The organism is Pseudomonas sp. yb_9 (assembly GCF_043103635.1).
Lineage (GTDB): Bacteria > Pseudomonadota > Gammaproteobacteria > Pseudomonadales > Pseudomonadaceae > Aquipseudomonas > Aquipseudomonas monteilii.
In genome coordinates this window covers 29347-42819 of the sequence record NZ_JBICKA010000056.1, presented here as the reverse complement: position 1 = coordinate 42819, position 13473 = coordinate 29347, and the positions used below count along the sequence as shown (strand labels likewise).

Genomic DNA, 13473 nt, shown 5'->3' with positions numbered 1-13473 from the left:
CCGTTACTTGTAGCGGTGGATGTTGGACAGCTGCTTGTTCGGCTGTGGATTCTTGCGGTAGATCAGGGCTTTCTTGCCAATGGTCTGCACCAGCTCGGCACGGCCAGCCTTGCACAGCTCGGCAATGGTTTCGGCGCGTTCTTCGCGGTCTTCCGAGCGAATCTCGACCTTGATCAGTTCATGGTCGACCAGCGCGCGTTCCAGTTCGGCGATGACGCCTTCATTCAAACCGTTGCCAGCAACGATCAGGACCGGCTTCAGGTCATGACCAATGGACTTGTATTGCTTCTTCTGCTCGTTATTGAGCGGCATAATCTGACCCTTTCCGTCTGATTCTGTAAAATTGACGGGCATTTTACCCGAGGGCCACCGGCTCCGCCCAGTCAATCACGACGCATATCATCGAGGTGCCCCGTGGTACAACGTTCCAAAAGCAGCGCAAACTGGCTGCGAGAGCATTTCAACGATCCTTTTGTGAAACAGGCGCAGAAGGATGGCTACCGCTCGCGTGCGAGCTACAAACTGCTTGAGATCCAGGAAAAAGACCGCCTGATCCGTCCAGGCATGAGCGTAATCGATCTCGGTGCGGCCCCGGGGGGCTGGTCGCAGGTGACCAGTCGTCTGATTGGTGGCCAGGGCCGGCTGATCGCGTCCGACATCCTGGAAATGGACTCGATCGCCGACGTGACCTTCATCCAGGGCGATTTCACCCACGACGAAGTCCTGCAGCGCATTCTCGAAGCGGTCGGTGATTCGCACGTAGACCTTGTGATTTCCGACATGGCCCCCAATATGAGTGGTACGCCTGCGGTGGACATACCGCGCGCCATGTTCCTCTGCGAGCTGGCCCTCGATCTGGCGACCCGCGTGCTCAAGCCCGGCGGCGACTTCCTGATCAAGATTTTCCAGGGCGAAGGTTTTGACGTGTACCTGAAGGACGTGCGCAGCAAGTTCGACAAGGTGCAGATGCGCAAGCCGTCGTCGTCGCGGGATCGTTCCCGTGAGCAGTACCTGTTGGGTAGGGGCTTCAAAGGGGCGTGAAAGGTGTGAAGCGGGGTGGCCGATAGTTAATTCCAATCGGCCACTGCGTCAGGATTGTCCGAACTTCGTGTAGTCTAGCTTTCACAAAGGGTTACAGACGGTGCCTGCGGCTGCGTGGGTAATGTAGTAAGTTAGGGCGATGAATATCATGCGAGGCACGGCTGCGTCGTGCGCCGGCCTCAGAGGGTAGCGAATTGAACGACATGGCAAAGAATCTGATCCTGTGGTTGATCATCGCAGCTGTCCTGGTGACAGTGATGAACAACTTCTCCAGCCCTAACGAGCCGCAGACCCTCAACTACTCCGACTTCATTCAGCAGGTCAAGGATGGCAAGGTCGAGCGTGTGACCGTCGACGGCTACATCATTACCGGCAAGCGCGCCGACGGCGACAACTTCAAGACCGTGCGCCCGGCCATTACCGACAATGGCCTGATCGGTGACCTGGTCGATAACCACGTCATCATCGAAGGCAAGCAGCCAGAGCAGCAGAGCATCTGGACGCAACTGCTGGTGGCCAGCTTCCCGATCCTGGTCATCATTGCCGTGTTCATGTTCTTCATGCGCCAGATGCAAGGCGGTGCGGGCGGCAAGGGCGGGCCGATGAGCTTTGGCAAGAGCAAGGCGCGCCTGCTATCCGAAGACCAAGTCAAGACCACGCTGGCCGATGTTGCCGGCTGCGACGAGGCCAAGGAAGAAGTTGGCGAGCTGGTCGAGTTCCTGCGTGATCCGGGCAAATTCCAGCGTCTGGGCGGCCGCATTCCGCGCGGTGTGTTGATGGTAGGTCCGCCAGGTACCGGTAAGACCCTGCTGGCTAAGGCAATTGCCGGCGAAGCGAAAGTACCGTTCTTCACCATTTCCGGTTCGGACTTCGTGGAAATGTTCGTAGGTGTCGGTGCCAGCCGTGTGCGCGACATGTTCGAGCAGGCCAAGAAGCATGCCCCGTGCATCATCTTCATCGACGAGATCGACGCTGTGGGTCGCCACCGTGGCGCCGGCATGGGCGGCGGTCACGACGAGCGTGAGCAAACCCTCAACCAGTTGCTGGTAGAGATGGACGGCTTCGAGATGAACGATGGCATCATCGTCATCGCTGCTACCAACCGACCGGACGTACTCGACCCGGCGCTGCTTCGTCCTGGTCGTTTCGACCGCCAGGTGGTGGTAGGCCTGCCAGACATCCGCGGTCGCGAACAGATCCTCAAGGTGCACATGCGCAAAGTGCCGGTCGGCGAAAACGTCAACCCGGCGGTCATTGCTCGTGGTACTCCTGGCTTCTCCGGTGCTGACCTGGCCAACCTGGTCAACGAAGCCTCGCTGTTTGCCGCACGCTCCAACAAGCGCCTGGTCGAAATGAAAGAGTTCGAGCTGGCCAAGGACAAGATCATGATGGGCGCCGAGCGCAAGACCATGGTCATGTCCGAGAAAGAAAAGCGCAACACGGCCTACCACGAGGCTGGCCACGCCATTGTTGGTCGCCTGGTGCCTGAGCACGACCCGGTCTACAAGGTTTCCATCATTCCGCGCGGTCGCGCCCTGGGTGTGACCATGTTCCTGCCGGAAGAAGACCGCTACAGCCTGTCCAAGCGTGCGCTGATCAGCCAGATCTGCTCGCTGTACGGTGGCCGTATCGCCGAAGAAATGACCCTGGGCTTCGATGGCGTCACTACCGGTGCGTCCAACGACATCATGCGTGCCAGCCAGATCGCTCGGAACATGGTTACCAAATGGGGACTGTCCGAGAAGCTCGGGCCGCTGATGTACGCTGAAGAAGACGGTGAGGTGTTCCTCGGTCGTAGCGCCGGCAGCCAGCACGCCAGTGTTTCTGGCGAGACTGCCAAGCTGATCGACTCCGAGGTGCGCAGCATCATTGATCACTGCTACGCCACAGCCAAGCAGTTGCTGATCGACAACCGCGACAAGCTCGAAGCGATGACCGAAGCACTGATGAAGTATGAGACCATCGATTCCGATCAGATCGACGACATCATGGCTGGGCGTACGCCGCGTGAACCGCGTGACTGGGACGATGACAAGGATTCGGGCACGCCTGCCGCCCAGAATGACCGTCCGGAATCGCCAATCGGCGGCCCAGCAGCTCAACACTAAGGGCATCTATGAGCTCAGCGCAGTACCCGACCCGGTTGCCTTGCGGCAACCGGGTTCTTGATTTGTCGCGTACCCATGTCATGGGTATTCTCAATATCACCCCCGACTCCTTTTCCGATGGCGGGCGCTTCAGTCAGCGCGACGAGGCTCTGCGCCATGCCGAGGCAATGGTCGCCGCCGGCGCCACGCTGATCGACATCGGTGGCGAGTCCACACGCCCTGGTGCCCGGGCAGTATCGGTCATTGAGGAGCTGGAGCGTGTCGCGCCGATGGTCGAGGCAATCAACAGCCGCCTCGATGTGGTCATCTCGGTCGATACCTCCACGCCTGCCGTCATCCGTGAGTCGGCCCGTCTCGGTGCCGGGCTCATCAATGACGTGCGGGCACTGGAGCGCGATGGCGCTCTGGACGCTGCGGCAGATACCGGCCTGCCGGTGTGCCTCATGCACATGCGTGGTGAGCCGGGTAACATGCAGGACGACCCGCATTACGATGATGTGACCGCTGACGTTACGCGTTATCTTGAGCAGCGGATGGCCGCCTGTGCGGCGGCGGGCATCGACGCAAACAGAATCATCCTTGACCCGGGCTTTGGTTTCGCCAAGACACTGGCGCACAACCTGAGCCTGTTCAAGCACATGGAAGCGCTCTATTGCCTTGGGCGCCCACTGCTTGTGGGCGTTTCACGAAAGAGCATGATCGGCCTGACGCTGGAACGTCCGGTCGGCGAGCGGTTGTACGGCAGCCTTGCGCTGGCGGCGTTGGCCATGACCAAGGGGGCGAGCATCCTTCGTGTCCATGACGTGGCTGAAACTGTCGATGTGGTGCGCATGATTGCTGCGGTACAAAACGCCGAATAAGAACATTGGAGTCCCTATGAGCAGAAAATACTTTGGTACCGACGGCATTCGTGGCCGTGTCGGCGAATACCCGATCACGCCTGACTTCATGCTGAAGCTGGGTTGGGCGGCCGGCATGGCCTTCCGCAAGCAAGGCCATTGCCGGGTGCTGGTGGGCAAGGACACGCGTATCTCCGGCTACATGTTCGAGTCTGCACTCGAAGCCGGCCTGGCCGCGGCGGGTGCCGACGTCATGCTGCTGGGGCCAATGCCTACGCCGGCCATCGCCTATCTGACGCGCACGTTCCATGCCCAGGCTGGCATTGTCATCAGTGCCTCGCACAATCCGCATGAAGACAACGGCATCAAGTTCTTCTCGGGCCAGGGCACCAAGCTGCCGGACGAAGTCGAGCTGATGATCGAAGAGCTGCTTGACCAGCCGATGTCCGTGGTCGACTCGGGCAAGCTGGGCAAGGTTTCGCGCATCAACGACGCTGCTGGCCGTTATATCGAGTTCTGCAAGAGCAGCGTACCCACGGGTACTGGCTTTGAAGGCCTCAAGCTGGTGGTCGATTGCGCCCACGGTGCCACCTACAAGGTTGCGCCGAGCGTGTTCCGTGAATTGGGCGCCGACGTGACCGTGCTGCATGCGCAGCCGGATGGCCTGAACATCAACGAAGGGTGCGGCTCGACGCACATCGAATCGCTGCAGGCCGCCGTGCTGGTGGGGCATGCCGATCTCGGTATCGCCTTCGACGGTGACGGCGATCGCGTGTTGATGGTCGACCACACCGGCGCCATCGTCGATGGTGACGAGTTGCTGTTCATCATCGCCCGGGATCTGAACGACCGCGGCAAGCTGCAGGGCGGGGTAGTGGGTACGCTGATGAGCAACCTGGGCCTGGAGTTGGCGCTGAAGGACCTGGATATCCCGTTCGTGCGGGCCAAGGTCGGTGACCGTTACGTCATGGCCGAGCTGCTTGAGCGTGAGTGGCTGGTCGGTGGTGAAAACTCCGGTCACGTCGTGTGCTGCAACCACACCACTACCGGTGATGCGATCATCGCCGCGCTGCAGGTGCTGATGGCGCTCAAGCGCCGTGGCGAAACCCTTGCCCAGGCCCGCCAGGCACTGCGCAAGTGCCCGCAGGTGCTGATCAACGTGCGCTTCGGCGCCAGCAAGGTCGACCCGCTGGAGCACCCGGACGTCAAGGAAGCCAGTGCCAAGGTGACCGAGGCGTTGGCTGGCCGTGGCCGTGTGCTGTTGCGCAAATCCGGTACCGAGCCACTGGTTCGGGTCATGGTCGAGGGCGAGGACGAAAACCAGGTGCGTATGCACGCTGAAGCGCTGGCCAAACTGGTCAGCGAAGTTTGTGTCTGAAGGCGCTTGCCAGCGCAGATCTGGTTGGGTAAGATCTGCGCCCACTTTGACCGACGAGGTAAAGCATGCGTCGCCCTATGGTAGCTGGTAACTGGAAGATGCACGGTACCCGCGCTAGCGTCGCTGAGCTGACCGAAGGCTTGAATAATCTCGCCTTGCCGAGCGGAGTGGAAGTCGCGGTATTTCCACCGGCCTTGTTCATCAATCAAGTGATCGATGGCCTGGCAGGTAAAGAAATTACTGTTGGCGCACAGAATTCTGCTGTACAGCCCGAACAGGGTGCGCTGACCGGGGAAGTTGCTCCCGAGCAGCTGGTTGAAGCGGGTTGCAAGTTGGTGTTGATTGGTCATTCGGAGCGTCGCCAGATCATTGGTGAAACCGACGAAGTGCTCAATCGAAAGTTTGCAGCAGCGCAGGCCAAAGGTTTGAAGCCAGTGCTTTGCATCGGGGAAACCCTTGAAGAGCGCGAGGCTGGCAAGACGCTTGAAGTTGTCGGGCGTCAACTAAGCAGTATCATCGAAGCATTCGGTGTTAAGGCTTTTGCCAATGCAGTAATTGCCTATGAGCCTGTATGGGCCATCGGTACTGGCCTGACGGCCACGCCACAGCAGGCCCAGGATGTGCACGCCGCCATCCGCGGCCAGCTGGCGGCAGAAGATGCTGAAGTGGCTGCGAAGGTGCAGTTGCTCTACGGCGGCAGCGTGAAGGCGGCCAATGCGGCCGAACTGTTCGGCATGCCGGATATCGATGGGGGTCTCATTGGTGGGGCTTCCCTGAACGCAGACGAATTCGGTGCAATTTGTCGCGCCGCAGGAAACTGAACAAATGCTGGAAACAGTCATCGTTGTTTTTCATCTGTTGGCAGCGCTGTCGCTAGTAGTGCTGGTTCTGTTGCAACAGGGTAAAGGTGCTGAAGCAGGTGCATCTTTCGGCGCGGGTGCCTCAAACACCGTGTTCGGAAGCCAGGGATCTGCAACGTTCCTAAGTAAATTAACTGCTATACTCGCTGCCACTTTCTTTTTGACAGCACTTGGGTTAGGATACTTCGCGAAGCAACAAGCTCACCAGCTTAGCCAAGCAGGTCTTCCAGATCCAGCAGTGCTTGAAGTGAAAGAGCCGCAGAAACCGGCAGTTAATGATGATGTACCGGTGCTCCAGCAGCAGAAGAGCGAAAACACCAGCAACTCGGGTGATGTACCTCCTCCGGCACAAGAGCAGAAGTAACGGGTTTCAAGTAGTAGTATTGCCGAGGTGGTGGAATTGGTAGACACGCAACCTTGAGGTGGTTGTGCCCATAGGGTGTAGGGGTTCGAGTCCCCTTCTCGGTACCAATTAAAGCTTGAGAGCCCGCTTTAGCGGGCTTTCTTGCAGGTGAAGGTTCTGATTTGACCCTCAACAGGGTTCGGTCTTATACTTTCGCCCCAGCTTTGTCGCGGGGTGGAGCAGCTTGGTAGCTCGTCGGGCTCATAACCCGAAGGTCGTTGGTTCAAATCCAGCCCCCGCAACCAGCTTCAGCGGAGCCCCTTTTCAGGGGCTTTTTGCTAACCGAACAGTTTTCGGCGTCGTTGTCCAACGGCGCTTTCAGGGATGGGCGCTTCGCCCATTTTTTATTTGCACAGCATGCACGAGGGGGTTCAGGTGTCGAGCAAGCTAGAACAGTTGCAGGCCTTGTTGGCCCCGGTTGTCGAGGGTCTGGGCTATCAGTGCTGGGGGATCGAGTTCGTTTCCCAGGGTAAGCATTCGGTACTGCGCATCTACATCGACAAGGAAGGTGGCATCCTGGTGGACGACTGCGAAGCGGTCAGCCGTCAGGCCAGCGCAATCCTCGATGTGGAAGATCCAATCAGCAGTGAGTACACCCTCGAGGTGTCTTCTCCAGGCATGGATCGCCCACTGTTCACTCTGGAACAGTTTGCCTCGCATGCCGGCGAACAAGTGAAGATCAAGCTGCGCTCACCCTTCGAGGGTCGTCGTAACTTCCAGGGCCTTCTCCGCGGTGTGGAGGAGCAGGACGTGGTGGTCCAGGTGGACAACCAGGAGTTCCTGTTGCCGATCGACTCGATCGACAAGGCCAATATTATTCCCAGTTTTGACTGAGACGTGCCGGGCCCGGTGAACTGTCCGGGTCCAATGGCTTGCGCAAGGCGAGGCGTACGATGAGCAAAGAAGTACTGCTGGTTGTTGAATCGGTATCCAACGAAAAAGGTGTACCGCCCGGCGTCATTTTCGAAGCGCTGGAAGTGGCCCTGGCCACTGCAACCAAAAAACGTTTTGAAGACGAAGTCGACCTGCGTGTGGAAATCAACCGCCACACCGGTAGCTACGAGACTTTCCGTCGCTGGACCGTGGTCGACGAAGCCGATCTTGATGATCCGGCAATCGAGACCTGGCTGGACAAGATCAAGGACACCCACCCTGAAGCCAAGGTCGGTGACGTGATCGAAGAGAAGATCGAGTCTATCGAGTTCGGTCGTATCGCCGCCCAGACCGCCAAGCAGGTCATCGTGCAGAAGGTCCGTGAGGCCGAGCGTGCGCAGGTGGTCGATGCCTACCGTGAGCGCGTTGGCGAGATCATCTCCGGCACCGTCAAAAAGGTTACCCGCGACAACGTTATCGTTGACCTGGGCAACAACGCCGAGGCCCTGCTGGCCCGCGAAGACATCATTCCGCGCGAAACCTTCCGTGTTGGCGTGCGCCTGCGTGCGCTGCTCAAGGAAATTCGCACCGAAAACCGTGGCCCTCAGCTGATCCTGTCGCGCACCGCGCCGCAGATGCTGATCGAGCTTTTCCGCATTGAAGTGCCGGAAATTGCCGAGGGCCTGATCGAAGTCATGGCTGCTTCCCGTGATCCGGGTTCGCGAGCCAAGATCGCCGTCCGCTCCAAGGACAAGCGCATCGACCCGCAAGGCGCCTGTATCGGCATGCGTGGTTCGCGCGTCCAGGCCGTATCCGGGGAGCTGGGTGGTGAGCGTGTGGATATCGTCCTATGGGACGATAACCCGGCGCAGTTCGTCATCAACGCCATGTCGCCGGCTGAAGTCGCGGCGATCATCGTTGATGAAGATGCCCATGCCATGGACATCGCCGTCGCCGAGGACAACCTGGCCCAGGCCATTGGCCGTGGCGGTCAGAACGTTCGTTTGGCCAGTCAGCTGACCGGCTGGACCCTGAACGTGATGACCGAGAAGGACATCCAGGCCAAGCAACAGGCCGAAACCGGTGACATCCTGCGCAATTTCATCGATGAGCTGGAAGTCGACGAGGAGCTGGCCCAAGTGCTGGTCGACGAAGGCTTCACCAGCCTCGAAGAAATTGCCTACGTACCGTTGGAAGAAATGCTCAACATCGATGGCTTTGACGAAGATATCGTCAATGAGCTCCGCGCTCGAGCCAAGGACCGTTTGTTGACCAAGGCCATCGCTACCGAAGAAAAACTGGCAGACGCCCACCCGGCCGAAGACCTGCTCTCCCTTGAGGGTATGGACAAGGACCTGGCGGCTGAACTGGCGGTGCGCGGCGTGGTTAACCGCGAAGACCTGGCCGAGCAGTCGATCGACGATCTGCTCGACATCGACGGCATCGACGAAGAGCGTGCCGGCAAGTTGATCATGGCCGCCCGAGCCCATTGGTTCGAGTAATTAGGCGCGGCCTGAGGAGAGAAGTGCATGACGCAAGTCACGGTGAAAGAACTGGCCCAAGAGGTCGAGGCACCGGTAGAGCGCCTGCTGCAGCAGATGCGTGAGGCAGGTCTGCCGCACACCGACGCCGGTCAGGTAGTGACCGACAATGAGAAGCAGACCCTGCTGACTCATTTGAAGAGCAGCCACAAAAGCAAGGCGGAAGAGCCGCGCAAGATTACCTTGCAGCGCAAAACCACCAGCACGCTGCGTGTCGCCGGTAGCAAGAGCATCAGCGTAGAAGTACGCAAGAAGAAAGTATTCGTGCAGCGCAGCCCGGAAGAAATCCAGGCTGAGCAGAAGCGTGAGCTGGATGAGCGCCGCGCGGCTGAAAATGCCGCTCGCGACAAGGTCGAGGCCGAAGTTCGCCAGCGCAACGAAGAGCAGGCTCGCCGTCAGGCCGCCGAAGCTGCTGCATCCGCCCCTGCGCCAGCCGCCAAGCCTGAGCCGGCGCCTGCCGCTGCTCCGGCCCCGGTAGTCGCCGACGCCCCGGCGTCCGAAGACGCCGCAGCCCGTGCTGCCGAGCGCAAGAAAGACGAAGCCCGTCGCAACGAAGGCCGTACCCGTGACGAAGACCGTCGTGGCGGCGAGCGTCGTGGCGAAGCCCCGCGCGTGTCGATCAAGGTCAAGGTCAAGGAGAAGGAAAAGGCTCCGACTCCTCGTGCCGCACCGCGCACCACCGATGAAGAAAGCGATGGCGTACGCCGTGGCCGCGGTGGCAAGAGCAAGCTGAAGAAGCGCAACCAGCACGGCTTCCAGAACCCGACTGGCCCTATCATTCGTGATGTGACCATCGGCGAGACCATCACGGTCTCTGAACTGGCCAACCAGATGTCCGTCAAGGGCGCTGAAGTCGTCAAGTTCATGTTCAAGCTGGGCACCCCGGTTACCATCAACCAGGTGCTCGACCAGGAAACCGCTCAGCTGATCGCAGAAGAGCTGGGCCACAAGGTCACCCTGGTCAGCGATACCGCACTGGAAGACTCCCTGGCCGAATCGCTCAAGTTCGAAGGCCAGACCGAGTCGCGTGCACCGGTCGTTACCGTCATGGGTCACGTTGACCACGGTAAGACCTCGCTGCTGGACTACATCCGTCGTGCCAAGGTGGCTGCTGGCGAAGCCGGTGGTATTACCCAGCACATCGGTGCGTACCACGTGGAAACCGACCGTGGCATGGTCACCTTCCTCGACACCCCTGGCCACGCCGCGTTTACCGCCATGCGTGCCCGTGGTGCCAAGGCCACCGACATCGTCATCCTGGTGGTGGCGGCGGACGACGGCGTGATGCCGCAAACCCGCGAAGCGGTTCAGCATGCCAAGGCAGCTGGCGTTCCGCTGGTGGTTGCAGTGAACAAGATCGACAAGCCGGGTGCCGACCTCGATCGCATCCGCAACGAGCTGGCCGTCGAAGGCGTTACCTCCGAGGACTGGGGTGGTGACACGCCGTTCGTCAAGGTTTCGGCCAAGATGGGTACCGGTGTCGACGAGCTGCTCGAAGCCGTGCTGCTGCAGGCCGAGATTCTCGAACTGACCGCTACCCCGACCGCTCCAGGTCGTGGCGTGGTCGTTGAATCGCGCCTGGACAAGGGCCGTGGCCCGGTGGCGACCATCCTGGTTCAGGACGGTACCCTGCGTCAGGGCGACATGGTCCTGTGCGGTTCCAACTATGGCCGCGTGCGCGCCATGCTCGACGAGAACGGCAAGCCTGTGAAGGAAGCCGGCCCGTCGATCCCGGTCGAAATCCTCGGCCTGGACGGTACTCCGGAAGCCGGTGACGAGCTGTCCGTGGTTGCCGACGAGAAGAAAGCCCGCGAAGTTGCCCTGTTCCGTCAAGGCAAGTACCGCGAGGTCAAGCTGGCCCGTGCTCACGCCGGCAAGCTGGAAAACATCTTCGAGACCATGGGTCAGGAAGAGAAGAAGACCCTCAACATCGTCCTCAAGACTGACGTGCGTGGTTCCCTGGAAGCACTGCAGGGCTCGCTCGGCAGCCTGGGCAACGACGAAGTTCAGGTGCGCGTGATTGGTGGCGGCGTCGGTGGTATCACCGAAAGCGACGCCAACCTGGCGCTGGCTTCGAATGCAGTACTGTTCGGCTTCAACGTGCGTGCCGATGCCGGCGCCCGCAAGATCGTCGAGCAGGAAGGTCTGGATATGCGTTACTACAACGTGATCTACGACATCATCGAAGACGTCAAGAAGGCCCTGACCGGTATGCTGGGCAGCGATGTTCGCGAGAACATCCTGGGCGTTGCCGAAGTACGTGACGTGTTCCGTTCGCCGAAGTTCGGCGCCATCGCTGGCTGTATGGTCATCGAGGGTACCGTGTACCGCAACCGTCCGATCCGCGTACTGCGCGAAGACGTTGTGATCTTCGAAGGCGAGCTGGAATCGCTGCGTCGCTTCAAGGACGATGCCTCCGAAGTGCGTAACGGCATGGAGTGCGGTATTGGCGTCAAGAGCTACAACGACGTCAAGGTCGGCGACAAGATCGAAGTCTTCGAGAAAGTCCAGGTTGCTCGTACCCTCTAAGGGTGAGCTGGCTGCAAACCGCTTCTCTACGCGGCGGTTTTCAGCACCTCTACAGGTAGCGCCCGGTCAGGCATTGGTCTGACCGGGCGTTTGCCGCTTTAAGTTACAGGTAACAAGAATGGCCAAAGAATATAGCCGTACCCAACGTATTGGCGATCAGATGCAGCGTGAGCTGGCCGAGCTGATCCGTCGCGAAGTCAAAGATCCGCGTGTTGGCCTGGTGACCATCACCGCCGTGGACGTCAGCCGTGACCTGGGCCATGCCAAGGTGTTCATCACCGTCATGGGTGAGGAAACGCCAGATGCCGTGCAGCAGTCGCTGAAGGCGTTGAACAGCGCTGCCAGCTTCCTGCGTTTGCACCTGGGCCGCTCGATGCAGCTGCGCAGCGTGCCGCAACTGCACTTCCACTTCGATGAAAGCGTCAGTCGCGGTGTGCACCTGTCGGCGCTGATCGAACGTGCAGTGGCCGAAGACCGCCTGCACAAGGACGCCGACGAGCCGGACACCAAGGAGTAAGCGGTGGCCCAGGTCAAACGTATCCGCCGCAATGTCAGCGGCATCATCCTGCTCGACAAGCCGCTGGGTTTCACCTCTAATGCCGCCCTGCAAAAGGTGCGCTGGCTGCTCAATGCGGAAAAGGCCGGCCACACCGGTAGCCTCGACCCGTTGGCAACCGGCGTGCTGCCGCTGTGCTTCGGTGAAGCGACCAAGTTTTCGCAGTACCTGCTCGATTCCGACAAGGGCTACGAAACCGTCATGCAGATGGGGCAGACTACCAACACCGGCGATGCCGAAGGTGAGGTGCTGCAGACCCGCGACGTGACCGTTGGTCGCGCCGACATCGAGGCGCTGTTGCCGCGTTTTCGTGGCCAGATCAGCCAGATACCGCCGATGTACTCGGCGCTCAAGCGTGACGGCCAGCCACTGTATAAGCTGGCTCGTGCAGGAGAGGTAGTGGAGCGCGAGGCGCGTTCTGTTACTATTAACCGCTTGGAGTTGCTCGAGTGCGAAGGCACCCGTGCACGGTTGAGCGTAGGATGCAGCAAAGGCACCTATATCCGCACCCTGGTGGAGGATATTGGCGAGGCCCTTGGCTGTGGCGCCTATGTTGCTGAGCTGCGCAGGACCCAGGCCGGGCCTTTCGCGCTGGCACAGACGGTCACCCTCGAGGCACTCGAACATGCCCACGCCGAAGGTGGCAACGAAGCGCTCGATCGCTTCCTGATGCCATCGGACAGTGGCCTGCAGGACTGGCCTTTGGTGTGCCTGTCCGAACACAGTGCGTTCTACTGGCTGCATGGGCAGGCGGTACGCGCACCGGACGCGCCACAATTTGGCATGGTCCGGGTACAGGATCACAATGCGCGCTTCATCGGTATCGGTGAAGTGAGCGAAGACGGGCGCATTGCGCCGCGTCGGCTGATTCGGTCGGAATGACCGAAACCGGGGGGCCAGGCAGTAGCCGAACCCCACGGCATCAAGGGTGGCTGTCAGTAGGCACGGTCACACCTTTTTTATTAATACAGGGATTTGTCCCTGGCCTATTGGACCCCGCTTGCGGGATCCGTTATCAGGAGAAGCCAAATGGCCCTCAGCGTTGAAGAAAAAGCTCAGATCGTTGCCGAATACCAGCAAGCCGCCGGCGATACCGGTAGCCCGGAAGTGCAGGTTGCTCTGCTGACCGCCAACATCAACAAGCTGCAAGGCCACTTCAAGGCCAACGATAAAGACCACCACTCCCGTCGTGGTCTGATCCGTATGGTCAACCAGCGTCGTAAGCTGCTGGACTACCTGAAGGGCAAAGACACCACTCGTTACAGCGCCCTGATCGGTCGCCTGGGCCTGCGTCGCTAATAGCGGCCTGGTCAGTGGTGTGCATGGCGTGTCGCAGGCTTCGGCA

Annotated in this window: 13 protein-coding genes and 2 tRNA genes; 14 read left to right on the top strand and 1 reads right to left on the bottom strand. The window is 60.0% G+C overall.

The window, feature by feature from the left end; genetic code table 11:
• Window positions 1–3: 3 nt before the first annotated feature.
• Entirely contained in the window at window positions 4–312 is a 309-nt protein-coding gene (yhbY, locus tag ACF8MI_RS16145; RefSeq protein ID WP_003249945.1) for a ribosome assembly RNA-binding protein YhbY, read from the bottom strand.
• A 102-nt stretch (window positions 313–414) separates the two neighbouring features.
• Here yhbY and rlmE point away from each other — a divergent pair, with 102 nt between their 5' ends.
• From rlmE to rpsO, 14 genes are all read left to right on the top strand, one after another.
• The gene (gene rlmE / locus ACF8MI_RS16140; protein WP_012274251.1) at window positions 415–1041 is read left to right on the top strand and encodes a 23S rRNA (uridine(2552)-2'-O)-methyltransferase RlmE; all 627 of its coding nucleotides are present in this window, start codon (window positions 415–417) and stop codon (window positions 1039–1041) included.
• 203 nt (window positions 1042–1244) lie between these two features.
• Complete coding sequence (gene ftsH, locus ACF8MI_RS16135) at window positions 1245–3149, top strand: ATP-dependent zinc metalloprotease FtsH (protein WP_200928808.1); 1905 nt, start codon at window positions 1245–1247, stop codon at window positions 3147–3149.
• Window positions 3150–3157: 8 nt separating this feature from the next.
• On the top strand, window positions 3158–4009 hold the full coding sequence (folP, locus tag ACF8MI_RS16130; protein ID WP_060498446.1) for a dihydropteroate synthase: 852 nt from the start codon (window positions 3158–3160) through the stop codon (window positions 4007–4009).
• Window positions 4010–4025: 16 nt separating this feature from the next.
• Entirely contained in the window at window positions 4026–5366 is a 1341-nt protein-coding gene (glmM, locus tag ACF8MI_RS16125; RefSeq protein ID WP_060498445.1) for a phosphoglucosamine mutase, read from the top strand.
• 65 nt (window positions 5367–5431) lie between these two features.
• Window positions 5432–6187, top strand: a complete 756-nt coding sequence (gene tpiA, locus ACF8MI_RS16120; RefSeq protein ID WP_060498444.1) for a triose-phosphate isomerase — start codon at window positions 5432–5434, stop codon at window positions 6185–6187.
• A 4-nt stretch (window positions 6188–6191) separates the two neighbouring features.
• Entirely contained in the window at window positions 6192–6590 is a 399-nt protein-coding gene (gene secG / locus ACF8MI_RS16115) for a preprotein translocase subunit SecG (protein ID WP_060498443.1), read from the top strand.
• A gap of 21 nt (window positions 6591–6611) precedes the next feature.
• Window positions 6612–6697 (top strand) — tRNA-Leu (locus ACF8MI_RS16110).
• Window positions 6698–6797: 100 nt separating this feature from the next.
• Window positions 6798–6874 (top strand) — tRNA-Met (locus ACF8MI_RS16105).
• Between the two features lie 130 nt (window positions 6875–7004).
• Entirely contained in the window at window positions 7005–7463 is a 459-nt protein-coding gene (gene rimP, locus ACF8MI_RS16100) for a ribosome maturation factor RimP (protein ID WP_009685348.1), read from the top strand.
• A gap of 59 nt (window positions 7464–7522) precedes the next feature.
• Window positions 7523–9004, top strand: coding sequence for a transcription termination factor NusA (gene nusA, locus ACF8MI_RS16095; protein ID WP_009685349.1), 1482 nt, complete (start codon window positions 7523–7525; stop codon window positions 9002–9004).
• 27 nt (window positions 9005–9031) lie between these two features.
• Window positions 9032–11572, top strand: coding sequence for a translation initiation factor IF-2 (gene infB / locus ACF8MI_RS16090; protein WP_060498442.1), 2541 nt, complete (start codon window positions 9032–9034; stop codon window positions 11570–11572).
• A gap of 118 nt (window positions 11573–11690) precedes the next feature.
• Window positions 11691–12089, top strand: coding sequence for a 30S ribosome-binding factor RbfA (gene rbfA, locus ACF8MI_RS16085; protein WP_028632620.1), 399 nt, complete (start codon window positions 11691–11693; stop codon window positions 12087–12089).
• A gap of 3 nt (window positions 12090–12092) precedes the next feature.
• Window positions 12093–13010 carry a tRNA pseudouridine(55) synthase TruB gene (gene truB / locus ACF8MI_RS16080; RefSeq protein ID WP_060498441.1) on the top strand — a complete coding sequence of 306 codons (918 nt, stop codon included), beginning with the start codon at window positions 12093–12095 and terminating at the stop codon, window positions 13008–13010.
• A 147-nt stretch (window positions 13011–13157) separates the two neighbouring features.
• Window positions 13158–13427 carry a 30S ribosomal protein S15 gene (gene rpsO / locus ACF8MI_RS16075; protein ID WP_003249971.1) on the top strand — a complete coding sequence of 90 codons (270 nt, stop codon included), beginning with the start codon at window positions 13158–13160 and terminating at the stop codon, window positions 13425–13427.
• Window positions 13428–13473: the final 46 nt, after the last annotated feature.